Origin of the sequence: Streptomyces sp. E-08 (genome assembly GCF_049913095.1) — a bacterium.
Lineage (GTDB): Bacteria > Actinomycetota > Actinomycetes > Streptomycetales > Streptomycetaceae > Streptomyces.
The window spans coordinates 41886-65370 of the sequence record NZ_CP183971.1 but is presented as its reverse complement, the minus strand read 5'-3'; the positions used below and the strand labels follow the sequence as shown (position 1 = coordinate 65370).

At 69.0% G+C, this 23485-nt stretch carries 24 protein-coding genes and 5 pseudogenes; 15 read left to right on the top strand and 14 right to left on the bottom strand.

Annotated elements, in window-relative coordinates; genetic code table 11:
* Positions 1-67: 67 nt before the first annotated feature.
* The gene (locus tag ACN9MM_RS00375) at positions 68-1207 is read left to right on the top strand and encodes a helix-turn-helix domain-containing protein (protein ID WP_426361705.1); all 1140 of its coding nucleotides are present in this window, start codon (positions 68-70) and stop codon (positions 1205-1207) included.
* A gap of 125 nt (positions 1208-1332) precedes the next feature.
* On the opposite strand, the gene ACN9MM_RS00370 is transcribed toward ACN9MM_RS00375, so the two are convergent.
* Both ACN9MM_RS00370 and ACN9MM_RS00365 read right to left on the bottom strand, forming a co-directional pair.
* A complete protein-coding gene (locus ACN9MM_RS00370; protein WP_426368621.1) occupies positions 1333-1719 on the bottom strand; it encodes a GNAT family N-acetyltransferase in 387 nt (128 codons plus the stop codon).
* Positions 1720-2075, bottom strand: a pseudogene (locus tag ACN9MM_RS00365) (IS5/IS1182 family transposase); the annotation flags it as partial.
* 66 nt (positions 2076-2141) lie between these two features.
* Between ACN9MM_RS00365 and ACN9MM_RS00360 the strand changes: the two are divergent.
* From ACN9MM_RS00360 to ACN9MM_RS00350, 3 genes are all read left to right on the top strand, one after another.
* The gene (locus ACN9MM_RS00360; protein WP_426361704.1) at positions 2142-2339 is read left to right on the top strand and encodes a hypothetical protein; all 198 of its coding nucleotides are present in this window, start codon (positions 2142-2144) and stop codon (positions 2337-2339) included.
* A 14-nt stretch (positions 2340-2353) separates the two neighbouring features.
* On the top strand, positions 2354-2503 hold the full coding sequence (locus ACN9MM_RS00355) for a hypothetical protein (protein WP_426361703.1): 150 nt from the start codon (positions 2354-2356) through the stop codon (positions 2501-2503).
* A gap of 397 nt (positions 2504-2900) precedes the next feature.
* Positions 2901-3059 carry a hypothetical protein gene (locus tag ACN9MM_RS00350; protein ID WP_426361702.1) on the top strand — a complete coding sequence of 53 codons (159 nt, stop codon included), beginning with the start codon at positions 2901-2903 and terminating at the stop codon, positions 3057-3059.
* A 559-nt stretch (positions 3060-3618) separates the two neighbouring features.
* Here the strand turns inward: ACN9MM_RS00350 and ACN9MM_RS00345 are convergent.
* Together ACN9MM_RS00345 and ACN9MM_RS00340 are read right to left on the bottom strand one after the other, a co-directional pair.
* Positions 3619-4620 (bottom strand): DUF389 domain-containing protein, encoded by a 1002-nt coding sequence (locus ACN9MM_RS00345; protein ID WP_426361701.1) that lies wholly within the window; start codon positions 4618-4620, stop codon positions 3619-3621.
* Positions 4621-4756: 136 nt separating this feature from the next.
* Positions 4757-4849 (bottom strand): annotated as a pseudogene (locus tag ACN9MM_RS00340) (TetR/AcrR family transcriptional regulator); the annotation flags it as partial.
* A 34-nt stretch (positions 4850-4883) separates the two neighbouring features.
* On the opposite strand from ACN9MM_RS00340, the gene ACN9MM_RS00335 reads away from it, so the two are divergent.
* From ACN9MM_RS00335 to ACN9MM_RS00310, 6 genes are all read left to right on the top strand, one after another.
* Positions 4884-5057 (top strand): peptidoglycan-binding domain-containing protein, encoded by a 174-nt coding sequence (locus tag ACN9MM_RS00335; RefSeq protein WP_426361700.1) that lies wholly within the window; start codon positions 4884-4886, stop codon positions 5055-5057.
* 252 nt (positions 5058-5309) lie between these two features.
* The gene (locus ACN9MM_RS00330) at positions 5310-6050 is read left to right on the top strand and encodes a pentapeptide repeat-containing protein (protein ID WP_426361699.1); all 741 of its coding nucleotides are present in this window, start codon (positions 5310-5312) and stop codon (positions 6048-6050) included.
* 212 nt (positions 6051-6262) lie between these two features.
* Positions 6263-6754, top strand: coding sequence for a hypothetical protein (locus tag ACN9MM_RS00325; RefSeq protein WP_426361698.1), 492 nt, complete (start codon positions 6263-6265; stop codon positions 6752-6754).
* A complete protein-coding gene (locus tag ACN9MM_RS00320) occupies positions 6748-7161 on the top strand; it encodes a GNAT family N-acetyltransferase (protein ID WP_426361697.1) in 414 nt (137 codons plus the stop codon). The genes ACN9MM_RS00325 and ACN9MM_RS00320 overlap by 7 nt, the downstream gene beginning before the upstream one ends.
* A gap of 510 nt (positions 7162-7671) precedes the next feature.
* Positions 7672-8148, top strand: coding sequence for a hypothetical protein (locus ACN9MM_RS00315; RefSeq protein ID WP_426361696.1), 477 nt, complete (start codon positions 7672-7674; stop codon positions 8146-8148).
* 119 nt (positions 8149-8267) lie between these two features.
* Positions 8268-11336, top strand: a complete 3069-nt coding sequence (locus ACN9MM_RS00310; protein WP_426361695.1) for a hypothetical protein — start codon at positions 8268-8270, stop codon at positions 11334-11336.
* A 781-nt stretch (positions 11337-12117) separates the two neighbouring features.
* Here the strand turns inward: ACN9MM_RS00310 and ACN9MM_RS00305 are convergent.
* From ACN9MM_RS00305 to ACN9MM_RS00295, 3 genes are all read right to left on the bottom strand, one after another.
* On the bottom strand, positions 12118-12777 hold the full coding sequence (locus tag ACN9MM_RS00305) for a dipeptidase (protein WP_426361694.1): 660 nt from the start codon (positions 12775-12777) through the stop codon (positions 12118-12120).
* A gap of 969 nt (positions 12778-13746) precedes the next feature.
* Positions 13747-14766, bottom strand: coding sequence for an MASE1 domain-containing protein (locus ACN9MM_RS00300; RefSeq protein WP_426361693.1), 1020 nt, complete (start codon positions 14764-14766; stop codon positions 13747-13749).
* 115 nt (positions 14767-14881) lie between these two features.
* On the bottom strand, positions 14882-15724 hold the full coding sequence (locus ACN9MM_RS00295) for a PP2C family protein-serine/threonine phosphatase (protein WP_426361692.1): 843 nt from the start codon (positions 15722-15724) through the stop codon (positions 14882-14884).
* 361 nt (positions 15725-16085) lie between these two features.
* Here ACN9MM_RS00295 and ACN9MM_RS00290 point away from each other — a divergent pair, with 361 nt between their 5' ends.
* Positions 16086-16334 carry a hypothetical protein gene (locus ACN9MM_RS00290; RefSeq protein ID WP_426361691.1) on the top strand — a complete coding sequence of 83 codons (249 nt, stop codon included), beginning with the start codon at positions 16086-16088 and terminating at the stop codon, positions 16332-16334.
* Positions 16335-16439: 105 nt separating this feature from the next.
* Here ACN9MM_RS00290 and ACN9MM_RS00285 read toward each other — a convergent pair whose 3' ends face one another.
* On the bottom strand, positions 16440-16682 hold the full coding sequence (locus tag ACN9MM_RS00285; RefSeq protein ID WP_426361690.1) for a hypothetical protein: 243 nt from the start codon (positions 16680-16682) through the stop codon (positions 16440-16442).
* 453 nt (positions 16683-17135) lie between these two features.
* On the opposite strand from ACN9MM_RS00285, the gene ACN9MM_RS00280 reads away from it, so the two are divergent.
* Genes ACN9MM_RS00280 through ACN9MM_RS00270 form a run of 3 tightly spaced genes read left to right on the top strand, consistent with a single transcriptional unit; the run spans position 17136 to position 18593 of the window.
* Entirely contained in the window at positions 17136-17717 is a 582-nt protein-coding gene (locus ACN9MM_RS00280) for a NucA/NucB deoxyribonuclease domain-containing protein (RefSeq protein WP_426361689.1), read from the top strand.
* A gap of 33 nt (positions 17718-17750) precedes the next feature.
* A complete protein-coding gene (locus ACN9MM_RS00275; protein ID WP_426361688.1) occupies positions 17751-18224 on the top strand; it encodes a hypothetical protein in 474 nt (157 codons plus the stop codon).
* Positions 18225-18281: 57 nt separating this feature from the next.
* Positions 18282-18593 (top strand): hypothetical protein, encoded by a 312-nt coding sequence (locus tag ACN9MM_RS00270; protein ID WP_426361687.1) that lies wholly within the window; start codon positions 18282-18284, stop codon positions 18591-18593.
* Between the two features lie 168 nt (positions 18594-18761).
* Here the strand turns inward: ACN9MM_RS00270 and ACN9MM_RS00265 are convergent, their stop codons facing one another.
* Entirely contained in the window at positions 18762-18959 is a 198-nt protein-coding gene (locus ACN9MM_RS00265; protein ID WP_426361686.1) for a hypothetical protein, read from the bottom strand.
* Between the two features lie 394 nt (positions 18960-19353).
* Between ACN9MM_RS00265 and ACN9MM_RS00260 the strand changes: the two genes are divergently transcribed.
* Positions 19354-19563, top strand: coding sequence for a hypothetical protein (locus tag ACN9MM_RS00260; protein WP_426361685.1), 210 nt, complete (start codon positions 19354-19356; stop codon positions 19561-19563).
* A gap of 197 nt (positions 19564-19760) precedes the next feature.
* Here the strand turns inward: ACN9MM_RS00260 and ACN9MM_RS00255 are convergent.
* The 5 genes and pseudogenes from ACN9MM_RS00255 to ACN9MM_RS00235 all read right to left on the bottom strand — a co-directional run.
* Positions 19761-20585, bottom strand: a pseudogene (locus tag ACN9MM_RS00255) (IS5 family transposase).
* A gap of 35 nt (positions 20586-20620) precedes the next feature.
* Positions 20621-21181, bottom strand: a complete 561-nt coding sequence (locus tag ACN9MM_RS00250) for a GNAT family N-acetyltransferase (protein WP_426361684.1) — start codon at positions 21179-21181, stop codon at positions 20621-20623.
* Between the two features lie 607 nt (positions 21182-21788).
* Positions 21789-21985: pseudogene (locus tag ACN9MM_RS00245) on the bottom strand (IS5/IS1182 family transposase); the annotation flags it as partial.
* A 408-nt stretch (positions 21986-22393) separates the two neighbouring features.
* A complete protein-coding gene (locus ACN9MM_RS00240; RefSeq protein WP_426361683.1) occupies positions 22394-22921 on the bottom strand; it encodes a GNAT family N-acetyltransferase in 528 nt (175 codons plus the stop codon).
* 108 nt (positions 22922-23029) lie between these two features.
* Positions 23030-23404: pseudogene (locus ACN9MM_RS00235) on the bottom strand (transposase family protein); the annotation flags it as partial.
* Positions 23405-23485 lie beyond the last annotated feature (81 nt).

The following is a 23485-nucleotide window of genomic DNA, read 5'->3' as shown; positions in this document are numbered from 1 at the left end:
TCAGGGCGTAAAGTCCTGACCGCAGGACGTAAATCTGGTCGGCTAAATTGTTCGCAGGAAACAAAACGTGAGTCATGCAATCCGGAGGGTCACCGAACTGGCCCTGGACGAGACGACAGCCACCGCACTTCGGGCCGCGCTGAAGACCACCGCCGACGAGGTCGTCCAGGCGATCATCGACGAGGTCCCTCCCTACGCCAACGCCCTGTCGGGGCGCATGGGCGGCACCATCCGACGAGCCGTCCGCACCGCCCTGGGGCACTACCTGGACCTCGCGAGCGGGAACGCCACGGGCGGCGACGGCGGTGACGCGGCCTACGAGCTGGGCCGGGGCGAGGTGCGCGCCGGCCGTTCGATGGACGCCTTGCTCAGCGCCTACCGCGTCGGCGCCCGCGTGGCCTGGCGATGCCTGGCAGCGGGTGCCGTATCCGCAGGTCTGCCCGCCGCCGAGGTCGCCAAGTTCGCCGAGCTGACCTTCGCCTACATCGACGAGCTCTCCGCCGCGAGCGCCGCGGGCCATGCCGACGAGCTGGCCGCCCGGGGCAGGGCGCACGAGCGCCACCTGGAGCACCTGGCTCGCGACCTCCTCGCCGGCGCGAGCCCGGACGTGCTGCTGGCCTCTGCACAACGGGCCAGGTGGCAGCCTCCGGTTTCGCTGACCGCGGTCCTGCTGCCCGCCGCCCAGGCCCGGCCTGCCTACCGCGCGCTCGACCCGAGCACCCTCGTCCTCGACGATCTGCCGGACGCCACCGGTGTGCTGCTCGTCCCCGATGCCGACCGACCACGTCTTTTGCGGCAGCTGACCGACCGGACCGCCGTGGTCGGCCCGGCCAGGCCATGGACCCGTGCGGCCGCCTCGTACGCACGAGCCGCCCGCGCGCGCTCCCTCTCCTCCGATATCCGCGATACCGAGGAGCACCTGCCCGAGCTGGTGCTGAGCGCCGACGTGGACGCGTTCGCAGACCTGCGTGCCCGAGCCCTCGCACCGTTGCGGACCTTGCCTGTCGCGACCGCGCGGCGGCTGGAGGAGACGTTGCGGGAGTGGCTGCTTCACCAGGGCAGGCGGGACGAGGTGGCGGCGGCGTTGTTCGTCCATCCGCAGACAGTCCGGTATCGGATGTCGCAGCTGCGGGAGCTGTTTCCGGATCTCGCATTGCCACACCGGGTCCTTGAGCTGACGCTGGCGGTCGGTCTTCGGGCCGACTGACGCGTACCTCGACCGTCCACGACCGAGTCCGCGAGCGGTCTGGCCCGCGAGCCCTTTCCATCCTGCGGTGGGTGGACGTGAAGACTTTGATCGCTTCGCGTGCTCAGGCGCTGGAGTGAAGCCGGTCAGGGCTGGTCTTCTCGTTGATCTGGCGGGCCGGTCCGGACCATGCGGAGGTTCGGCAGCTTGTCTCGCCACATGTGCCGCTCGCCGGTGTCCACGAACCCGTAGTGCTGGGAGAAGTTGCTGGACCGCTTGTTGTAGGCAGTAACCCACAGGCGGATGGGTACGTCGTCGGCCCAGGTGAGGAATGCCGCCATCAAGTCGCGTCCGATGCTTCGGCTCTGCGCCTGGGGCAGCAAATACATCGGTCCGAGACTGACCCCTTCGTCGCGGCGCCCACACAGGAAGCCGATGATTGCGTCCCCCTGGCGCACGACACGGCAGAAGCGATGTGCGGGCCAGCATTCGGCCACTTCGATGAACTCCTGCCACCGGGCGATGCCCTCGATCAACCGGCCCGGCCGATGTCTGGGGCGTCCACGAACTTCACCCATGCAGGGGATCGCGTCCGGTAACGGCGTCAGCTGGGTGACACCGTAAACGATTTCCGCCGGTCAGCGACACGCCGAGAGGGGCGTCGTGGCGGTCGGTGATCAGGTGGTGCTTGCTGCCCGGCCGAGCGTGGTCGACCGGCGAAGGGCCGGTGTGAGCCCCCTCTCAGGGCCGGTACATGCGAGGCGTCGATTGCGGCATCGTCCATGTCCAGCAGACCGGCCTCGCGCAGCTCGGCAAGGAGAACCTCAGGCAGGCGCGGCCACGTACCGGCCTCGGTCCAGTCCCCCCGGCGCCGCCAGGCTGTCCTGCCTTCTCCCCGCCGTGACGGCCGTGCTAGAACGGTGTTGATCATGAGTTCGTGCGGGAGGGAAAGCAGATGAAGGCGAAGTATGGGATCGTCACGGCCGCGATGCTGGTGGCGGCCGGCGCGGCCTGGGCCGGCGCCGGTGGGACGGCGGCCACGCAGAACGAGAGCGCGACGCCGTCCGTCATGCTGACGGGGGAGCCGCTCGGCGCGCCCGCCGCGCCCGCGCCGAGCGCGCCGATAGCCACCCACAGCTTGCACAGCTCCTAGGCAAGGGGATGTCCATGAAGAAGAGAGTGACCAGGGCAGTGATGGCCGTCCTGCTGTCCGTGGGTGCGGTCGCGGCCGTCACGGGATTCTGGGCAACCGGGCATGCGGGGCACTCCGGTTCGGGCACCCCGGTCGTGACCCTCACCGACGCGGCCGGCGCTTGAGGCCATCCCGGAGTTGTGCACGCCAGGTTGATCCCGGGGCTTGACGATTTCGTGCCGCCGTTCTGGTGAGAGACATCGGGAAGCAGCCCGCCAGGGGCACGGAGGGATTACAGGCCTTGGCAGCACAGCCATTGACGGCCGGCCTTGCCGTCGAGGACCGCGAGTCTCCGCCGCTCCGGGCCCTTGGCGGCGATTCGCGGGGTGTGGTGCCGGAGACCGGCTTGGTGAGCTGGGTGGACGGGGCGGCGGATCCCTCACCGTCGGCGGCGCCGCCCGTGAGTCCGCCAAGCAGCCTCCTGGACGTACCCGGCGGCCTTGTCGACGTGGTCGGCGCCCTGTTCGGCGATCCGGACTCAGGCTGCTCGTTCTGGAGCGGGGGTTCACGCGCGAGTTCAGGATGACGGTGCTGCTGTACGCGGCCGATGCGCTGGGCGCGAGCAACACCGCGGCCGCGGACTCCCTGACCGAGGGACCGGGTATGCGGGCCGCCCGCAAGAGGGCGATCGGGGACTTCGACGCCTGCCCGACGCTGTACGCCCCGTCGAAGCCGCCGTAGAACTACCCCCTGGTGGACAACATCGTGGCCATGGTGGTCACGGGGCGAGGACAGCAGGGGTCGCCTCCGGCTGCTGCCGGCCGGCGACGACAATGAGTTCCCCCAGCAGGTCTCCCGCCTGTACCGGGTGGACGTACGGCTCCCGGAGCGTCGGCCGTAGCCCAGCTCGGCTCAGCACGTGGCCCGGGGGCGTCATCCGGGTTTGCCGTTGGCGGTATGCCGAGGGGAAGGGGGGGCGGGCCACACGCTCCCGGCGCAGGCTCCGTCGGATCGGCGTGCTGATGACCGACCACGACCGAGCCCAGGACACTCGGCGAGGCGTGCCGTCCCTGACGCGCTTCTTCTCGCTGGCACCGCGACCTCCGGCGCGTTCAGTACGGGTACGGGGGAGGGGTCGGCGTGCCTGCGGTGCCACCGCGCGGAGCCGATTTCGAGTCGAACGGCATACGGCCCGCGCCGTCAGCCAAGTCCAGGCATGCGGCCCCTCAGCGCGGTCGAGCCCGAAGCCGGCCACGGCAGCGAACCCGAGCCGAGAAGACTCGCGCGGCCGGACAACGGGTCAGTCTCCGACACGCCCGGCCTGGAGCTGACGGCCTTCGTTGGTGACGACCACGACGGGCACCCCGTCGGGGATCTGTCCCTGGAGGTCGGCGAGGAGCGTGTCGACCGGGGGCAGGTCTCCCGGCGCACGGACCTGGATGTAGAGGGTGCGTGACTGCGCGCTGACGTTGACGACGGACGCGCCGGGCGATGCCGCCAGCCACCGCGTGGCGCTGTTCGCGGCGCGCGTCGTCCACAGCTGCACCAGAACGGTGGCCGCGGTGTTCGCCGCCAGCAGCACCCCGACCGCACCGAACAGCAGGCCGAGAGCCAGGTAGGTCCTGCGCGCGCCGCCCGCCTTCCGGCCGCGATCGGCCGTCGCGTACCCCAGGCCTCCGAACACCACCATGCCGGCGAACACGAGGGCCAGCAGGTTGGACACGAACAGGACGGACGATCCCAGAGCCAGCCACCACGCTGCCTGCCCGAGGCAGACGCCGGTCACCACCAGCGGCGGTACCAGCGAGATGGCGATCGCCACTCCGGGCAGGACCGCGGCGACGTCCCGGCGGGAGAGCGCCAGGGCGCCTGCGAAACCGGTGGCGAGTGCGGCCACGAGGTCCATCAGGCCGGGTGAGGTGCGGCTGGAGATCTGACTGTTGGACAGCAGGTCGTAGGAGGCGGGCAGCACGAGCGAGAACAAGGCTCCGAGCACCACGACCAGCAGCCCGCCGGCGATGACGAACCAAGCTGCTGTCGACCGCCGTCGTTGCACGGCGCCGAGCGCGATTCCCATGATCGGCGTGGACAGTGGCGCGATGATCATCGCGCCGATCACCGTGGCCGTCGAATCCGTCAGCACTCCGCCGGCCGCGATGACAGCTGACAGGAACAACATGGACCAGAACGCCGACTGCTTAGCACGAGTGTCCCCGGCCGACAGGTCCAGATCCTCCTCCAGCTCCTCCAGTGTCCTTCGCTGGTGATCGGGGAGCGCGCGGTCGCGGAGGCTGCTGAGCATCCGTCGAGTGTCGCGCCCCGCCGGGCGACGGAGGCATGCGCCACCCGCGACTGTCCCTCGGAGAGAGCACAGACCGCAGGGGGAGCCGCTGCGGTTGCTGCGACACCGTGCATGCGGACTGTGGTGTCGGCGGGGCGGCGGTGAGCACCTCCACGATCCACGGGCAGGCGGCGAGCGCCTCGTGGATCGCGTTGGCGGCGACGATGACCCGCTCGCGGGGGTGGGCGGGTGCCGGCCATGCCCGAACGACCTGAAGATCATTTATGGGACAACCCGCCGTCAAGGCTGTCCAGCAGGGCTCCGGCCTCACCGCCGACGGCCAGGTCGGCCCCAAGACGTGGAAGTACCTCGAGTACCCCATGTACGGCTGCGGACACTGGCCACGACCCCGGCTCCTGTCGGAACCCGGTCATGCACGCCGACCGGACGGGTTCTGACTCAGCCCTGTGACGCTTAGCTGGCCGAGGCGTCCTGGCCGGAGCTACCGGCCAGGCCGCCTCGGCCACTCAAGCGCCCGTTCGAGTGTCTTCGCGGTGTGGCGACATACCCGTCCAGGCTTCTGCGGGTGCCATGGTGCAGGTGAGTCGAACTCCCGGCACCGAGCGACTCCGCCGTATCTCAGCGAGCAGGGGCAGATCACGAACCGGTTCAACGCCGCGATCGGCAATTTGGGATCAGGATCCATAGACGTGCGCCTGGGAGGGATCTACGCCCTGCAGCGCATCATGCAGGACTCCGTCCGCGACCACAGCACGGTTGTCTCGGTCCTGGCCGCCTACGTACGCCAGCACGCCCCCCTCCCCGGTGAAGGCACACGGCCGCAACAGACTGCGCTGGCAGAGCCCGCACCGCCCGCTGAAGTCCAGGCTGCGATGACCGTACTGGCTAACCGCCTCCCCAGCCGCGACACGGGACCGGCACTCGAGCTGCAGCGCACCGATCTACGCGGACTGAAATTCAGGATCGCGACGGGGCACCGTCTTGCCTTCCGGGGAGCGGCGTTCTCGTTTGCGCGCCTCAACGGCGCAGTCATGGCCAATTCGGACCTTCGTGACGCTCTTCTCGATGGCGCCGACCTCCGCGAGGCGCAACTGTTCTACTCGGATCTCACAGGTGCCTACATGGCCGGTGCGGATCTCACCGACACACTGATCTGCGCGCAGATCGCAGGGACAGGTGTGACCGACCAAGGCCAGCACCGATGCGCGTCCATGGAAAGGGCAACGCCGCAGGGGGCAACGCTGACCGACGTCGACCTGAGCGGCGCAGAGCTGCCTCGCGCCGATCTGAGAGGTGCCGACCTCAGTGGCGCCGACCTGAGGCACGCGAACCTCACCGGCGCCGACCTGACGGACGCGGACATCACCGGCGCGAAGCTCGCGGGGGCGAAGCTGAAAGGCGTCCGCGGGCTGCGGACGTCACAGCCCTGAGACCAGTTGGCTTTGTTCCGAATTGGGAAACGAGTACAGGTGCATCGATTCTTCTGGTGAATCCATTTCCCCGGACGGCTCGGCACCTGCCCAAACCTCTGCCCCACAGGCCGGTCGGCCGCTATCCCTGCCTTCGTAATCATCAGCGCGCTTCGGGCTGGTAGCGCAGCGCCCAGTAGTGCGCGGCCACGCTGGCCGCGAGGAAGGTCAGGGTGTCCCGCTTCGTGTGCTCGAAGACGATGCCGTCGTTGGATCACTGCGAGAACGACACCCCTGCCCTCGCCTTCCCTGCGGATCTCACCGCCCTACAGGCCCTCTCCACGGCATCCTTTCGATCTTCACCGTTGTCCCGAGGCGCTCCCCGAGCTTGGTGGTTGCTCGCCGGAGCCAGTCTGCTGATCAGCGTCCAACAGGGGATCCACGCGCCCGGGCCCGACGCCCATCTCGTGTTCACGGCCCTGGCGCCTCTGCTCATCGCCTGCGGTGCGGCACTGGAAGGCCGGCATGAGAACTCCCCTCCCTCGGAATGGATTCCCCGCCGCAGCGGAGCGATCGGCTTCCTGGGGATGCAGTTCGCCCTCACCCTCGTGGCCGGCCTCCTGTACGCGCTGATGATCAGCGAGGGCTCGGACGCCCCGCCGTCCAAGGCCCTCCCTCCATTGCCGCCAGGCATCAGCATGGGTTCGATCCTGATGAGATGCTGAGCCTCTACGACTCGGTCGGCTGGGAGGGCTACAGCGCCGACGTCGACAAGCTCTGCCGCGGCCTGCGGAACTCTCACCTGGTCATCACCGCACGAGATGGTGCAGGCACGCTCCTGGGGCTGGCCCGGACCGTCTCCGGCGACGAACACATCTGCTACGTCCAGGACGTCGTGGTCAACCCAGCGCATCACCGGCAGGGCGTCGGCCGAGCCCTGGTCGAGCACCTTGTGCAGCGCTACTCGCACTGCCGGTTCTTCCTCCTCTCCACAGACCACGGGTCGTCACTGGAAGGCAAGCGCAATCACGCGTTCTACCGGAGCCTTGGCTTCCTGACCTACGAGGAGAAGCAGATGGCGGGCTTCGGTCTGCCCAGGAACCGCCCTGACCTGCGTGGCAGGACCCCATAGGGATTCGCCTCTCCCGGCCCATCGATCACGACCTGCCTCCCGAATCGGTCGACAATCGCTTTTCCTGAGATCAACGAATCCACCCGGTCGGCCTACAGCCGCCAGGGTCCCGAGCTTCGACTCGGCGGAGCCAGTCGAGCAGGCGACCGGAGCAGAACGTTGACTGGTTCAGGGGCGGGTGGGGGCCAGAACACCCACATCCACTGGTCCTGGAACCAACCCGACACTGCGCCGGGAAGTAATCCGCAACCGCGCCCCTGCGTCGCCCGGATCCCGTCCTACTACCGGTCCCCAGTCGCCGGCACGGCGGGGCGCAGGGCGTACGGATCGGGGGCCGGGTGACCGAAGTCGATGTCTGGCCCCGATTCCACACAGCCCTCCTCTCCGGCGCCCCCCGCTACATGGAACCGGGGAGAACCCGTATGTGTCTGATCCAGTGACGCGGCATCGGAATCGGTGCTAGATGTGCCCCAGAGCGGATCTGTGTTCGTGAGCAGGGAAGGGCAAAGGATGCTGTCCGAGACCATGATTGCGATAGCTGCGGCAGGCGGCACGTCACTGGTGCAAGCCGCCGGCACGGACGCGTGGACGGGGCTTCGCGAGCGGGTGGCCCAATGGTTCGGCCGGGGCAACCCTCAACGCGAGAGCGCCGAACTGGAGCGCCTGGACCGGACGGCGTACGAACTGGAGACGGCCGAGTCGAGCACGACGGAACGCGTGCGGATCCGACAGGAAGCTGCATGGCAGGCGCGCATCGAAGCCTTGCTGGAAGGCATGGAGGACACCGAACGCGCCGAGGCCGCCGAGGAATTGCGCGCATTGCTGCGGCAACAGGGTTTTCCAGGCGTTGTATCGGCCGGTTCTGGAGGGCTGGCTGTCGGCGGTGACCTCGGCATCCTTGCTGAAGGGGGCTCCGTTGCAGCCGGTGTCATCCACGGAGGAGCGCACATCGGCCACCCTCAGGTGCCGGATCCGTCGCAGGGCTGAGCGGACCGGGGCAACATCAGCCCACCACGGGAGCACCCGTCGCCACACCGCACCCGGGAAGCGCGGTCACCCACGCCGAGGGCGGCAGCGTCGCGATCGGCAGAGCCGATCGCGTACACGTGCACCTCTCCCGCACACGCAGCGCCCCGCGGCTCGATCGTCCCCGGCCGGTCGAGGAGTGGAAGGCCGAGCAACTTGGTGTCCACCCCGCCATCCATGGCGCCGACGACCGTGACAACGACAGGGTGTTCACACTCCCGGAGTACCTCGCACGCGATCACGACCGGCGGCTCCGTCATCATCTGAACAAGGCCTCTGGCAGCGAGCAAGCGATGCTCGTGATCGTGCGCGGGGCGTCCTGCACAGGCAAGACCCGCACGGCTTTCGAGGCCGTCCGCACATGCTTGCCGGGCTGGCAGTTGGTCTTCCCCAAGACTGCAGCGGGGCTTCTCGCCGTGCTCAACACGGAAGCCCTCGGCAGACGCACCGTCCTTTGGCTCAACGAAGCACAGAACTACCTGGCCGACCCTGAGGAGGGAGAGGAGATCGCCGCCGCGCTGCGCGGCATCCTGGAGGAGCCAGGCCCCCTCGTGGTCCTGGGCACACTGTGGCCCGAGTACCACCGAAGCCTCACCACCACCCCTCGTCCTGGGCGGGACGGAGCAGACGCCCACCCCAATGCCAGGGCCCTGCTCGACCACGCCCTGCTCGTCGATGTCCCTGTCTCCTTCACCAGCGAAACGCTCAAGGACTCGCGTCTGAGCCGCGACCCCTCGCTGGTGGCGGCGCTCGCCACGAGCACCGACGGCAGGATCACCCAGACCCTCGCGGCCGGTCCGCAACTGGTCGACCACTATCAGCAGCCCACCGAACCCCACGGGCCCTACGGCCAAGCCGTCATCACGGCGGCCATGGACGCCCGGCGCCTCGGCCACACCTCGCCCCTGCCGGCCGCACTCCTCGAAGCTGCCGCTCCCGCCTATCTGACCGCCGAGCAGCGCGCCGCCGCCCCCGACACCTGGTTCACCCACGCACTCGCGTACTCGCGGGAGAAGGTCAGGGGCATCACCGCAGCACTGGAGCCCGTGGCCAACCCGGAAGGCATGGGCGCCCTTCCAGACGTCTATCGCCTCAGCGACTTCCTCGACCACCACGCCCGCACCGCGCGTCGTCGCACTACCCCGCCGGAGTTCTTCTGGAGAGCAGTCCGCGACCATGCAGGCAGTGCAGCGGACCTCAGCGCGCTCGGGGACTCGGCCCGCCTGCGAAGTCGCTCTCGCATTGCGGCCGGCCTGTACGCGCGCGTGGCCGACGCCGGTGACACCAGGGCCCTTACCCAGCTGGCGTGGCTTCGCATCGAGGCCGGGGATCTTGACGCGGCCGAAGCATTCGCCGTGCGTGCCGGCGAGAACGGGGACGCCCAGGCGCTCACCCAACTCGCCCTGCTGCGCGAAAAAGCAGGGGAGGCGCAAGCCGCAGAGGACCTGGCCCGGCGCGCCGCCGCCACCCACAACACCGAGGCCCTGATGAACCTGGCGCGGTTGCGGGGGAAGGCCGGTGACAGCGAGGGCAAGGAGCGGCTGTGCCTCTGGGCCGCCGAAGCCGGGGACACCAAGGCGCTGACGGTACTGGCGGACTTGCACACGCAAGCCGGTGACCTCGACGCTGCGGAAGTCTTCGCGCTACGGGCCGTGGAGGCCGGAGCCCGCGGAGCTCGAGCGGATCTGGCGACGGTGGCTGAGCGTCGTCTGGAGGCGGGGGACACCCAGGGGGCCGAGCGGTTGTATCTGAGGGCAGCCGAAGGCGAGGATTACCAGGCTCTGACCGGTTTGGCGCGGCTGCGTGAGCAGGCCGGTGACTTCGACGAGGCGGCAACGCTCACCCTACGAGCGGCAAAGACCATGCATTTCGTGCCGGTCTTGACGCCGCTGGCGGAGCGATGTGAACAGGCCGGAGACACCTGCGCTGCGACACGGGTGTATCTGCGGGCCATCGACGCCGGAGATCACATGGCCTTCGTGCTCATGGTGGAGCGGTATCTGCAGGCCGGGGATATCCAAAGCGCGGAACACTTGTACCAGCGGGCCATTGACGCCGGTCAAGCCCGGTCCCTGCGTGAGTTGGCGGAGCGATACGAGGAAGCCGGAGACGCCCGAGGCGCGCAACTGCTCTATCTGCGAGCCGCCGACGCCGGCGAGACCTGGTCCCTGGTGCACTTGGCGAAGTTGCACGAGAGGACCGGGGACCCCACTGTCGCGGAGGCATTCGCCGTGCAAGCCGCCGAAAAGCGAAACCCCATGGCTCTGCTGCATCTGGCGGAGCATCGCGGGAGGGCGGGAGACGTGGATGAAGCGGTACGTCTGTTTCGGCTGTGTCTGCCCATCGTCGATGCCGGAGACCATCAAGTCCTACGAGAGCTCACGGAGCTGACGGACTTCTGTCAGGAGGCCGGAGACGTTCAGGGTGCGGAACGCCTGAATCTCCTGGCCGTCGAAGCCGGAGACCCCAAGGCCTTGACCGTGATGGCGCGACGACGCGCGCAGGCCGGGGACCTCTCCGGGGCTGAAGAGTTCGCTCTGCGGGCCGCCGAGAACGGAAACGCCAACGCCCTGACGGAACTGGCGGAGCGACTTGAGCGGCACGGCGACCCTCGACAAGCGGAACGGCTGTACTTGCGAGCCGTCGACGCGGGAGGACGCGACGCGCTGGCCTGGCTGGCACACCGATGCGAGCAATCAAAGGAGACGGAAGAAGCGGATCGCATCGCCTTGGACTTCGCCAGATCCGGAGCCTCCCGGGCCTTGGCCAAGGAATTGGTGCAACTCCGGGAGCAGGCCGAGGACGCGGACGGTGCGGAACGACTCGCACTGCAGGCTGCCCAGGCCGGGGACAACCGGGCACTGAGATGGCTCACGCACGGACGGGAGGACGCCGGGGAAGGATTTGCGCTGCGGGCCGCCGAAGCCGGCCAGCATCAGGCCCTGGCGCGACTGGCCAGGCTCCGTGTCCAAGCCGGGGACGCGGACGGCGCCGAACGGCTGTACCTGCAGTCCGCCGACGCCGGAAACCCCCTCGCCCTCACGTGGCTGGTGGATCTGCACGCACACACGGGGGATACGGAAAGATCCGAGCGCATGAGGAAGTTCGGGCTGGAGGCCGACGGTTCGGTAGCGCAGCCGTGGCAGTAGGACTCTGGCACGGTCGCCGATCATGGCCGGCGCAAACGGCTGGCCTGCATGTAGATACCCGGACACCCAGTTTAGCGAGCTAAGCGTGTGTAGAGCGCGGGTCGGCGGCGGATGGTGTCAACGTGCGAGCGTGAATGAGGGGCAGTGCCAAGAAGCGCTGTGGGAGCAGTGCTTACGGGCTACTCCTTCCTCCTCGCTCCATACTGAACCTCGCGTCGCCACCGTTCGTAGGTGCTGGTCAAACCGGGCTTGCGATGCCTGACGATGCGTTCCGCGGGCGCGCTCCTCTTGTGCGTGTGGTAGTGGGGCTGGCCTCACCCCTGATCAACCGGACAGCTGGACGGCCGGGAGAACGCCGTGTCGGCGACCGTGGAGCTGTCCCGAGCAAGTGGCCTACAGAGAAGGCAAGATGGAGATCCCAGCGGGCGAGCACGCGGTCGGAGTCGTCGCTGCCGTTGATCCCGTCCCGCATCGTGCCGTAGAAGCCGGAGTGGTAGCGTCGCACCGAGCTTGGTGAGGTTGAAGGAGGCGTTGCGGCGGACCAGAGGGTGAAGGTCCAGGTGATGCGGTCCAGACCGCGGGCGAGGGCCCGGTCGCGCTGGTGCTCGAGGGCGAAGCCGATGCCCCGCCCCTGGCCCGCGCCGGTGACGTGGGAGTGCAGTGCCAGGCTGGGAGGGGCGGAGAGGAAGCCGACGGAGGCGCCGACGAGTCGGGTGCTGTGATACGCGCCCGCCACATGGTTGCCCGCGCTGGCGTCGACAGCCTGATGGTCCGCCGAGAACTACTCGCAAAGCACGAGTTCTTCGAGGTCGGCGAGCATGCTGCCGAGTTTCACGTTGCCCTCGAACTCCGCGCCGGTGACGGGCGCCGGGTCTGCAGCGGCGGGTCGGCCGGCCGCGGGAATCGTGCCCGTTGCGGACGTCATCGGGCGCGCCCCAGTTCCGCGGCGGAAGAGACGGTGGACGTTCCCGCCGAGGATCTTGCCGATGCCGGTCTCGGTGTGGCCGCGCCGGACGAGTCCCGCCGTCACCAGGGGCAGGCCTGCCGGGCCGTCGAGCCCCGGCAGGGTGACGAGCGGGTCGATGTCGTCGAGGTCGAGGTCCTCGGCGCAGGGCGGAGTGACGTCGAGAAGGACCTCACGTAGGAAGTCGGGCCCGATGCCTACATGGTCGATGCCCGCGACGGACGCCACAAGGTCGATGTGGTCCACCAGCTTCTCCAGGGTGCGGTCCTCCTCGGCTTCGGCGAGGAAGCCGGGGAAGAAGTTGACGCAGACGACGCCGCCCGTGGCGGCGACTCCCCGGAGCTGGTCATCGGTCAGATTCCGGTGGTGATCGTGGAGGGCGCGGGCCGACGAGTGGGTGGCCAGGAGCGGGCGGGTGGCCAGTTCGAGGACGTGGGCCACCCCGGCGGCGCCGAGGTGGGAGACGTCGAAGATCATGCCGAGTCGTTCCATCTCCGCCAGAGCCCGGACTCCGGCGGTCGTGAGCCGGGAGCCTCGGATGATGCTGCTGGCCCCCGACCCGCTGAAGGGCCGCTCACCACAACATCGATGTCGGCGAATACCTTGGTGGCCGGGGATCCTGGTCGCGAGCGACACCGGTCCTGGACGTCCGAGTCTCATGTCGGCCGACCGGAAGGCCCAGGAACCGGGCGGACTCGACGGCCGGCATCTCGGGGTTTGGCCGGGGAACGCCCGCAGCGAGGGCATCGGCGGGCAGACCGGGGCGTCGATCGTTCAGGAACGCGGCGGAGTACCGGAGGAGCGTGAGCATGCTCTGGTCGGCCCTGCGCGCACAATGGGCGCGGGCTGAGCCGCAAACTGGCTCGCGTTTCGCCCGGATGAGCTGGTCAGGAGTGGGATAGCCGCGGAGGAACTGGGAGTACAGCGTATGAAGCCTCTTGTGCTGATTGGCGCGACCAAGGGCGCCTGCCGGGCGAAAGCCCAGGTCAGGCGCCCTTGTCGCTGCCGCCAGAAGAAGCCCAGCTTCTACGGTGAGTAGGAGACCAAGAGATTCGAGTGCTGGTGGTACACGCCTCGCGCGGCCGCTGACCAGCGGAAACGGCCACCATTCGGCCACGGTGCAGGCGGCTGGTCCGCGTATGGCCCGGATCTTGGTCGGCTCGTCGCTGGCCCCGAAGGGCGACGCGGCAGGCGGCCGCGTGGGAGCGGCAGGCCGCTGCCGCCCGGGAGGGCGGCCCACAACAGCCGGCCACCGCCTGGGACGCGGGTCGGCTCCAGGCCACGGCCCAGGTCGACGTGTCCCGCCGGAGGCTCACGGAACAGGCCGCCGGCTCAGGACCGTGCATCTCCGACGCCATCACGCACCAGCTTGTCAGCGCCGGACAGTTCCCATGTCGTGCAGTCGCAGTACGGCTCCTGATCCCTGCGCCGGCACCGGCGCGTGGATCACGGATTCAGGTGCCCACCGCGTGGGGCTGTCCGGCTCTCGGCGGCGCCGGGTGGACCCGGTGAGGGCTCGCCCGCCGCGAGGTGCTCCAGGACCTCCGCCAGTTCCTGGCAGGCGCGGCGCACCGACCGGCGGGTCGCACGCTGCTCGGTGATGACGGAGGCGAGAAGCAGGGCGGTCAGGGCGGCGGAACCGTTGAACGCCTGGAGCTTGGCCATGATCTCGACGTCTGTGAGGTGGAGGAACGCGCCCCGTCCGGAGGTCGCCTCCAAGGTGGCGAGCACGGAGGCGAAGAGGGCGCACAGCATGCTTCCGGCGAGCTGGAAGCGGAGCGCTGCCCAGATCAGCAGGGGGAAGACGAGGAACAGCATGCTCATCGGGCTGAGCACGGCCATGGGCACGAGGATCAGGGTCGTCAGTCCCAGAAAGGCCGCCTCCTTCCAGCGCCGTGCCCGGAACCGTCCGGCCGGCCCTGCGAGGACGAGCAGGAGCGGGGCGACGAGCAGCACTCCCATCGTGTCGCCCACCCACCAGGCCAGCCAGACGGGCCAGAACTCGCTCTTGTCCAGGGAGCTCTTCGCCACCTGCAGTCCGACCCCCGCGGTCGCGCTGATCATCATGGCGCCGAACCCGCCGAGGAAGACCAGGGAGAGTCCGTCCCACAGCCGGGCCATGTCGCGCCGGAAGCCGGCCCGTCTCAGAAGTAAGAAGGCGCAGAGCGGTGCGACGGTGTTGCTGACCACGGTGACCACTGTGGTGGGCCCCGGAGTGGTGAGGGAGGCGATGACGAGGAAGGAGCCGAGGGCGATCCCGGGCCAGACCCGCGCGCCGAGCAGCAGCAGGGCGGCGACGGCGACGCCCGTGGGAGGCCAGATGGGGGTGACCACCACGCCTTCGACGACGAGTCGTCCCATCAGGCCGAGTCGTCCGGCCGCGTAGTAGCAAACCGCCACGGCCAGCGACATCAGAGCCGCCTCAGTAGAGGACTGGTACTGCCGAGTATCCAACACGTCAGCCATCAGACACCGGCCGGGCCGCCACGACCGGGCAAGGCCCCTGCGTGTCGGGCGCCGCCGTCCGGCACGGGCCCGGGCGGTCCGAGGACCGACCCGGCCCGAGGCGAGCCCCCTCCCCTCACTCCTCGGCCGCCGACCGGGCCGGACCGCCGTCGTGGCCGACGACCAGGACGGCCGCGTCGTCCTCGTGCCCCACCGTGGCCGCCAGCTTCATGACGGCGGTGGCGAGCCCGTCGACGTCCAGCCCGGCGACGGCGGTGATCCCGGCGAGCCGCGTCACCCGGTCCAGACCCTCGTCGACGTGGAGCGAGGGCCCCTCCACCACCCCGTCGGTCAGGAGGACGAAGACCCCGTCGGCGGTGAGCCGGTGGCGCGTGGCCGGGTAGTCGACGCCGCGCAGCACACCGAGCGGAGGCCCGCCCTCGCTGTCGTCGATGCCGGAGCGGCCGTCGGTGGTGGCCCAGATGTGGGGGATGTGACCGGCCCGGGCGCACTCCAGGGTGCCGGCAGCGGGGTCGAGCCGCAGGAAGGTGCAGGTGGCGAAGAGGTCGGCGCCCAGAGAGATGAGCAGGTCGTTGGTGCGGCCGAGCAGCTCTCCCGGGTCTCCGGTGACGGAGGCCAGCGCGCGAAGTGCCACACGGACCTGACCCATGAAGGCGGCGGCCTCGATGTTGTGCCCCTGCACGTCACCGATGGACATGCCGATCTGCCCGCCGGGCAGAGAGAAGGCGTCGTACCAGTCACCGCCGACGTTGAGCCCGTGGTTGGCGGGCTCATAGCGGACGGCCAGCCGGGCGCCCGGAAAACTGGGCAGTTCCGAGGGCAGCATGCCGCGCTGCAGGGCCACGGCGAGCTCGACACGGGAACGCTGCATCTCGGCCAGCTCCCGCGCCCTGGCGGTCAGCGACCCGAGCCGGACCAGAAGGTCCTCGCTGTTGTCGGCCGGCCGTCTGCGGAACATCGATCACTCCGACGTCACGACAATGCTCGCATCGCTTCGTCCCGGTCTCCAGCACGCGGGACCACGCGGGACCTCCTCGGTACGAACGGTTCCTCCCCACTCTGCCCGGAGGGGACAGCGTCCGCATCTCATCGGCGGAGAACGCGGCGGAATCCATCGCGGCCACCCCACAGCGTCGGAAACGGGCAGCGGTTCGGCGAGATCGAAGGCATCGCCCGCCCCTGACCTGCGTCCGGACCGAGCTGGTCGACGCCGCGCGACTGATCGAGCTCTCCATCAACCTGGGTGCCGACCTCGACGAGCCGGCCGCGTGCACCGCGTGTGGCGAGCTGCCGGGCAGCCGGGCCGGCCCTCCCCGCTTGTGAACCGCGCGATGTACGGCACGTGCGGTGAGCGGACGTACGTGCTGCGCCTTGGTGCCGCCGGTGCGATGTTCCCGTCGATGCCCGAGGCTGGTGAGGCCGAAGTGGTCGCGTACTTCGAGGAGCATGGTGAGCGTCTGCCCAAGCTGGCGTTCACGCCCGTCGGCGCCTACACCGGTGTGAGCGTCGACGAGGATGCCGCGGAGGCCGGTGAGCTGCCCGGTGTGCTCATCTCACCTTTGTGCTGAGCACCAGTTCGGTATCCGTACGATCGGGCTGCGCTCGGCGACCGCCGACGGTTTCGGCGCCGCCGGGGCGTCGCCGGCCGGCAGGACGCTTTGGACGTCGCCAGCTCATTCTTGCGTCAGGTCATCCGTATCGGCGGCGGAGAGCTGGCCGCTCGTGGCCTGGAGGCCATCGATGCGTTCCTGCGGTGCGATCCTGAGTCGCTCTGTCTCGGTGTCCTGCTTGTTCTTCTCGCGCTGGGTGGTGGCCTCCATCTTCGCCTTGGCGACGCTGGCGAAAGCAGTGAACAAACCGGCCCCTGCACCGCCCGCCAAGAGCTCGCTGATGACCTCGCCGTGCGCCTGTCGCAAGAGCGCAGCTCTAGCATTCTCGATCGGGGGATCCCATCGTTCCCACACCCTTTCCCAGCCGCCTGATCACTGCAGGAGTCTCCGCTTCCGCCGCCCTGGTCATGGCGGCCGCAGTCCCCGGAGCGCAGGCCGAGCCTGTCGTGCCGAACCGCCCGGTGATGGGGGTGACCGTTTCCGCGGCGGCCAATGCGGAGGTCAAGTACACGCGGACGTTCGGGCAGGCGAAGGGAGGTATCGAGATCACTTTCCGGGACGACAGGACGAGGCCCACCGGCTTCATGTCCGGCGTCACCACCCAGACGCAGCAGCTGAACAGCAAGTCCAACAGCTGGAAGGAAGCTTCAGTGTCAGGATCACCCAGGCGAGAGGGATGGCGAGGTCGCGTCCGTCAGCCTGACCGTCAAGGTGTCGTGCGGCAGGGGCGCCCGCTCCTGCACGCCCTCGGCGCAGGTCATGAAGATGGTCGCCCTGAACCGGACCGCGAACTTCGACTTCACCCTCACCAGCTACGGCAGCAAGATCGACAACCATAAGCCGGTGCTGCTGCTCACGTTCGCGTCTGCGCCGGCTGTTCCGGTGACGACCTCGGCTCCGGCCATGGGTACGGTCCGGTGCGACTCCGAGAAGGCCACCAACGGCGGCAAGCGCGGCTGCGTCCATCCCGCAGTCGTCCCGGACTTCTCCCTGAGCCGGTCGAACCCGAAGTGGGGCGCGATGGCCAGGCGCGTCTACGACGCCCAGCGCGTCCTGGAGGGCAAGCCCGGCTACAGCAAGCCCCTGCACTGCACCACCCCTGCCCAGGCCAAGAAGAACCGGCAGAAGACCTGCCCGTCGTCCCTGGCCCGGCCCAGGGGGATGCAGTGCGACGAGTACCCCTACGCGTCGGCCAAGGAAGGCGGAAGGGTACTCGGCAAGACCCAGAGCCGCAAGATGATCGCCGCCGAGCACAACCGGCAGTGCGGAAACCAGCTCGGCCAGTTCTATAATTCCCACCGCATCCTCCCAGGCGACGCCTTCTACTCCCGCATGAACTAGCCGTGAGGTTCTGGCTTTCCTGGAGGGCCAAAAGTGAAAGGTCCCTACCGCTTCTCTGTAGCGGAGAACCAGTTCTACGTCCTCGGCGACGGTGACCCCGGCCACCTCAAGAACCGGACGATCACCGCGGCCGGAAACAACGGCCTGGCCGCAGGAGCCAAGGACCACGCCGTCGCGATCGCGGGGATCAGCGCCGGCACGGCGGTGATCAGCTTCGGCCTGTCGCCCACCCGGCTTGACCCCGACGAATCACAGCCGTGGGAAGACATCGCCGAGTTCGACTACACCTCCACCACGGAAACCGCCCACCTCACGGCCTGCATGGGACCCGACGAGGAGACCGAAGACATGGAGGTCTACGACGTCGACCTCGCCTTCGCCGGCCCGGGCGACTACCACATGCGCTTCCACGCCCGCTGCCGGGGAATCAACCCCGACGGCGTCCAGGAGGACAGCGAACCCATCGCCGAGCACTACCTGCTCCCGGTCTGGCCGGCCACAGCCTGACAGCGTGCCCCCTGCCGGCATACACATGAACATGGCCCTGGTGGCGTTGTCGTCGGCATGGGGCTGGTGGAGCGAGCGTGGCCCGGCATCAAGGAACGCACGGACCGGGCGGCGGAGGCGGCATGCGAACTCGCGAACGCCGCAGCCGAGTACGGCTGGAGCGCGGCGTCCACCGACAACACCCTGACCGCCATCGACATCCTGGCCGCCAAGGTCGCCCTGGGGGCCCGTGAGGTGCTGGCCACGGTGATGGCGGCCACGGCCCGCCGGCGCGTGGGCCTGCCGGTTGATCCTGAGGCGGATTCCGACTCATGGACGGCGTCGACGGTGCCGGGGGTACCCGGACCGTGCACCGGAGGAAGACCTTGACGGTGTGGTCTGGGCCTGGGTTTCAGGGCATCCGCTGCCCCGGCCGCGAGGTGCGGACCGTCAGCTCCTCAAGGACGACCAGGACCAGGGACAGCAGATCCGACACGGTAGGACGGCTCTTGCGGCCTCGGCGGTCTCGTTCGCAGGTCTCGCGTACGAACGTGTCCGTCAGCCGACCGCCGTCCCGGGCTCGGGGCGGGGGTGGTGGGGTGAGGTGCGGCCGTCGCTTTGCGGGGCGGGCTGTCCGGTGTCCTTCGTGAAGTGCAGCCACGCGCTCAGCGCCGCTTGCGGCTCGACCACTGTCGCCCGCTCGAGGACTACGCCCGTCGGCCCGACGAGCAGCCGCACGCCCTGGCCGGACACCATCCACCCGACGAGCCGCCGCCGCGCAGGGATGAGGTCGGAGCCGTCCTCGAGGGTGCGCAGCTCGCGGCGACGCGGGGCGGGAGCGCCTTCCCATGACGTGCCCAGCTGATGCGCTCGAGCCGGGAAGGCAGACCGAGCGCGGTGCGGAAGGCGGTGATGGCCCCTGCAAGGGACTGCGGGGCGGTGGGCGCCGCGCCGATGAACGCCTGGAACAGCTCGCGGTGCGCTGCTGCGGTCAGGGGTCGGTCCTCGTCGAAGTCCAGGCGCACGACCGCGGGGCGGGATGAGGATCCGGGTGTAGCCGTTCGTCGGGTACGCGGCGTGGTGCCAGCGCAGGTCGGCCATGGGGCGGGCGAGGGGGTGCTCGCCCTGGAACGCCGCCGCATTCGCGACGATGACGGCGAACCTGCAGCACCTGACATCGATCGACGACTACGACCTCGGCGCTATGGCCACGCCGTGGGGCGACTTCACCGACAGTTACGCGACGGTCGAGGACGTGGTGGCTGCAGCGCCGGAGGCCGGCGGTGCCCCGCCCCGCCCTCCGGCGCAGTCGTGCTCGGCGACCGAGAGGGCGGGGCGGGCCGGCTCAGGCCGGTTCTAGGGTTCCGGCGTGGAGTTCGGCGATGCGGCCGGCCGTTGTTCTCGTACGTCCACAGCGCGTCGACAGTGAGGGTGGTTCGCGGCGAGCCGATCGCTGTATGCCGTTGACGGAAAGATCGCGGGGGTGTTGTCCGGCAGGACTGCCTCGGCGCAGTGGCGTTTCATTCTGAAACGATCAGTTAGGGGGCGTCTTGTCGATCACTGGTCGAGCCAGATGAGTGTGCTGGCGAGGGTGACGGCGGCGAGGTAGCGGTCGCGGTGTTTGTCGTAGCGGGTGGCGATGCCGCGCCATTGCTTGAGGCGGCGGAAACAGCGTTCGACGACGTTGCGGCGCCGGTAGGCGGCCTTGTCGAACCTGCAGCGCCGTTCACGGCGTCGCTTGCGGCCGGCGAGTTGGTCGACGCGTTCGGGGATCGTGGCTTTGATCCCGCGCCGACGGAGGTAGGCCCAGAAGCTGCGGGCCGAGTAGCCCTTGTCCGCGACGACGTGGTCGGGCCGGGGCCGGGGTCTGCACGGGCCCGGCCCGAGGACGCGGATCATGCTGATGACGGCTTCGGCCTGGGTGTAGTCGTTGCGGTTGCCGGCGGTGATCAGGAAGGCCAAAGGCCTGCCCGGCCGTCGCAGGCGAGATGAATTTTGCTGGTCAGCCCGCCGCGGCAGCATCCCAGTCCAGCTTCTTCGAGCCCCTTTGGCAGCCCGCGTGCTGATGGGCCCGCACGATCGTGGAATCGATCGCGATCAGCCAGTCCACCTCCGCCCGTGTCTGGGCGGAGGCCAGGAGACGGTCGAAGGTGCCGTCGGCTGCCCAACAGGCGAACTGTCCGGGGACCGTCTGCCAGGGCCCGAACCTCTCGGGCAGGTCCCTCCAGGGCAGGGCGGTGCGGAATTCGAACACGATGCCCTCAAACACCTGCCGGTGATTCCGCCACCGGCCACCGGCCACCGGCCACGGGCCCGGCCCGCAGGCGGCAGCAACGGCTCGATCACCGCCCACGCAGCGTCAGGAATCGCTCCATCCCTCAAGGCCAGACCAAGATCCGGTGATCGGAAAGACACCCCTAGCGGCCGGCCTTCGGGTGCCACTCGCGGCGGAGGAGGCCGAAGACCCAGGAGTCGGAGACGTCGCCGTTGACGACGCAGTCCTCGCGGAGGGTGCCCTCGCGGACGAAGCCGAGCTTCTCCAGGACCCGGGCCGACGCCACGTTGCGGGTGTCGGTCTCGGCTTGGACGCGGTTCAGGTCCAGGGTGTCGAACGCCCACCGCAGGACGGAGTGCGCGGTCTCCGTGGCGTAGCCGTGGCCCCACGCGGCGGCGTCGAAGACGTAGCCCAGGGACGCGCTGCGGAAGTCCGGGTTCCAGCTGGTCAGGGCGCACCAACCGAGGAACGCGTCGTCGGAGACACGTTCGACGGCCACCCGTGCTCCTGTGCCTTCCTCCTCGATCGTCCGGCAGGTCGCTATGAAGCGCTGGGCGCGGGCGGGTTCGGTCCACGGCGGGGAGTCCCAGTAACGCAGCACGTCGGCGTTGCTTTGCAGCGCGTAGAGCGGTGCCGCGTCGGCGTCGGTGAACGGGCGCAGTCGCAGGCGGGCGGTGTGCAGCTCGGGGGTGGGCAATGTCATGCGGAGCATCCTGCCGCGTCATGCTCGCCCCTCACCATCCCGTACCCCAAGCGGTTTCGCTGCCTACGGCTGCGAGGGGACAAAGGCTGTCCTTCGCCTGGCGGTTGGCTGCACCCTACGGCTGCGGCCCCGACTGGCCTGTCGCAGCGAGGTCGATGACGACTTCGTTCGGCTCGGCCGGTGCGAGGGCAGCCAGCGGCGACTCCTGAGAAGTCGTTCCCAGAGGATGTCGTGCTCGGCTGCGAGCTGTTGTGTGACTCCGCACTGCGCGACCACCCGTCTCCACAGCACCCAGGCGTACGGCCCAGGGGGCCGGTTCCGTCGTGCTCGGAGAAGTGACGGGACCGGCACCAGCCCGGCGGCACCCGCCCTGCGGCGGAGTGTCCTAGACGACCGTACGAGCCCTGGCCGGCTCCAGCAGCTTCTGAAGGGCAGACAGCGCGGAACGTGATCCCAGCCGGCGCTTGAAGATTCCCCACCGGCCGGCAGGAGGGTCAGGCAGCGGGCGTGCGACTGAGCGCAGTACCGGTCGGCGGTAGCGCCCACATCCTGCGGCCCTCATCACGGCGTCGGCGCCGCGGTGACCGGCGGCCCGGGCAGGGGTGTCAGCGGCTGTCGCGGCGCCATTCGCACCGCCACACCGCGTCGAGTTCGTGCCCGTGCACCAGTACGCGGCCACCAGCAGGGCCTGGTCCTCCAGCGGAGGACTCCGCGGTCGCCCCTGTGGACCGCGTCCGCACCCTCGCGCCGCGGCACGGTCACCAGCTTGACGAAGGCACTCGGGCTGAGCCCGGTGAAGGGGGCTGTTCAGGACTGCTTCAATGCCGTGATCACACACACCGGTTCCATCGGCCCCGCGGGGTCAACGCCGCCATTCACGAGCCTCGATCCGGCGACCTCCACGATCAGACGCCCCATGAGTCTCTGTACAGCCGCCCCACCGCCGTGAAGTGGACACCTGTTCGGCTTCTCGGACTTCATCGGCCGACAGGACTGCCAGCCGACCTCTCGGCTCACAGCCTCATACGGGACAGCCCCTAACGGCATGAGTCCCGTTGTGAGCACCAAAGCCCCTTCGGTCACGGCGAAGGGAGTCCCTGAAGGGCCGCCATTCGAAACGTCAGTCGGCGCTGCTCATGTCGCTGGGTTCTGACACAGCTTCTGTGGCGCAGCCACTCTGAGTGACTCGCGTCTCATCGGCACCGTCGGTTGTCATACGATCTCGGATCGCGTCACCAGGTCACAGGCCATGCGGACGTTGGGCAACTTGCCTCGCCACAGCTCACGCTCACCCGTGAGCTTGAATCCGTGACGCTCGTAGAACTGAACTGCTCTCTCGTTGTACTCAGTCACCCACAAGCGGATAGGGGCGTCGCCTGCCCATGCTTGGAACTCGCCCATCAGTCGATGGCCGGTACCCCGACCTTGGGCTTCGTTCAGCAGATACATCGGTCCGAGAGTGACCACCGCGCCCCGGCGGCCGCAGAGGACTCCAACAATCTCCGCCCCGGAACGGACGACGCGGCAGAACACCAGCTCTGGGTGACGTATCGCCTCCTCGATGAACTGTTGCCACTGCCCGATACCCTCCGCGGTGACAGCGGACCCACGTTGCTCAAGAATCCACGCCTCATCAACGCCGGCGTCCTCGTTCGGGTAGGTCTGGAGCCAGGCTCTGAGGAACATACGGCCCACGGATTCAGCATCGTTGGGGTCGGGCACTTCGATCTGGTGGACCATGGGGCCATTCTCAGGGTGCGACCGAGGTGTCGCATGCCGATTTTCCACTGCGAGCTATGTACACAGCGGGCCCTGGATCACCTCCCGTCTTCCGGTTGCTGAGCGTTTTCAACGTTGACGCTCCAGGTGAGGGCGACTGCGGCGATGACGGGCATGCGGTTGGGACTGCAGCGGGATCTGAGAAGGACGCGCCAGGACTTCAGCCGCGCGCCGCTTCGTTCGACCGGAAAATCGTGCCGCTGCCAGGGCCCGGTTGCTCGTCTGCCGGGTCGTGGTGAGGTCTTGATGAGGCAGCCTCCTGATCGGTGTGGTCACCCAGGAGCCCACCCCGATGTAGACGCGGTCGGCGAGGATCGGAACGCCCTGGCGTTCGCAGATCCGGACGATGCGGTGGGTACACGCGGCGGCCAGGTCGTGGGCACCGCCGGGCAGAGCGGGCGAGATCCACAGCAGCTTGCCCGTGTGATCGGCCACGACCCGCACGCGGCGGGTGCCCGGCTGCGCGGAGCCCGGGGCGAAGCCGCGACCAGATCGTGCGGCAGCCTAGATCGGAGGCGTCAACGC

Bases quoted from the DNA above. Each gene is read 5' to 3' on its own strand.
- ACN9MM_RS00360 (WP_426361704.1), top strand. From the start codon at position 2,142: ATGAAGGCGAAGTATGGGATCGTCACGGCCGCGATGCTGGTGGCGGCC.
- ACN9MM_RS00355 (WP_426361703.1), top strand. From the start codon at position 2,354: ATGAAGAAGAGAGTGACCAGGGCAGTGATGGCCGTCCTGCTGTCCGTG.
- ACN9MM_RS00350 (WP_426361702.1), top strand. From the start codon at position 2,901: ATGACGGTGCTGCTGTACGCGGCCGATGCGCTGGGCGCGAGCAACACC.
- ACN9MM_RS00345 (WP_426361701.1), bottom strand. From the start codon at position 4,620: ATGCTCAGCAGCCTCCGCGACCGCGCGCTCCCCGATCACCAGCGAAGG.
- ACN9MM_RS00335 (WP_426361700.1), top strand. From the start codon at position 4,884: ATGGGACAACCCGCCGTCAAGGCTGTCCAGCAGGGCTCCGGCCTCACC.
- ACN9MM_RS00320 (WP_426361697.1), top strand. From the start codon at position 6,748: ATGCTGAGCCTCTACGACTCGGTCGGCTGGGAGGGCTACAGCGCCGAC.
- ACN9MM_RS00315 (WP_426361696.1), top strand. From the start codon at position 7,672: ATGCTGTCCGAGACCATGATTGCGATAGCTGCGGCAGGCGGCACGTCA.
- ACN9MM_RS00305 (WP_426361694.1), bottom strand. From the start codon at position 12,777: ATGATCTTCGACGTCTCCCACCTCGGCGCCGCCGGGGTGGCCCACGTC.
- ACN9MM_RS00300 (WP_426361693.1), bottom strand. From the start codon at position 14,766: ATGGCTGACGTGTTGGATACTCGGCAGTACCAGTCCTCTACTGAGGCG.
- ACN9MM_RS00295 (WP_426361692.1), bottom strand. From the start codon at position 15,724: ATGTTCCGCAGACGGCCGGCCGACAACAGCGAGGACCTTCTGGTCCGG.
- ACN9MM_RS00280 (WP_426361689.1), top strand. From the start codon at position 17,136: ATGAAGATGGTCGCCCTGAACCGGACCGCGAACTTCGACTTCACCCTC.
- ACN9MM_RS00270 (WP_426361687.1), top strand. From the start codon at position 18,282: ATGGGGCTGGTGGAGCGAGCGTGGCCCGGCATCAAGGAACGCACGGAC.
- ACN9MM_RS00265 (WP_426361686.1), bottom strand. From the start codon at position 18,959: ATGGTGTCCGGCCAGGGCGTGCGGCTGCTCGTCGGGCCGACGGGCGTA.
- ACN9MM_RS00260 (WP_426361685.1), top strand. From the start codon at position 19,354: ATGACGGCGAACCTGCAGCACCTGACATCGATCGACGACTACGACCTC.
- ACN9MM_RS00250 (WP_426361684.1), bottom strand. From the start codon at position 21,181: ATGACATTGCCCACCCCCGAGCTGCACACCGCCCGCCTGCGACTGCGC.
- ACN9MM_RS00240 (WP_426361683.1), bottom strand. From the start codon at position 22,921: ATGGTCCACCAGATCGAAGTGCCCGACCCCAACGATGCTGAATCCGTG.